The sequence below is a fragment of the Bradyrhizobium sp. Crot121 genome, assembly GCF_059512385.1.
In genome coordinates, this window is record NZ_JCAMOR010000483.1 from 1 (window position 1) to 365 (window position 365).

The window sequence follows — 365 nt, forward strand, 5'->3', positions numbered from 1 at the left end:
CCCTGCGCTCGCTCCAAGGCCTGGATCGAGGGCTTCTCGTCCACGCATAGCACAATGGCCTTCGCCGGCGGGGCGACGTAAAGGCCGACAACATCGGCGGCTTTGGCCGTAAAGTTCGGGTCGTTGCTCTCACACCAGGACTTGCGAGCCGCGAGGTCAATCGTGTGACTGCGCAGGAACCGCCAAACATATTGGACGTCAACATCGCCTAGCGCCTCGGCCGGTCCAGCGCGCGAACCCTTGCGGGGGCGGCTTATCCAGCAGCTTCAGAATCCGCTTGTCGGTCGTCTTCGTATAGATTGGCTGCTTGCCCGGTCGCGCCTTGTCTTGCAGCCCTTCAAGGCCTTGGTCGGCATAACGATGCC

The 365-nt window shown here is 62.2% G+C and carries 1 pseudogene; it reads right to left on the reverse strand.

The features are described 5' to 3' along the window. A pseudogene (locus AC5ZGW_RS47585) lies at positions 1 to 365 on the reverse strand (helix-turn-helix domain-containing protein); the annotation flags it as partial.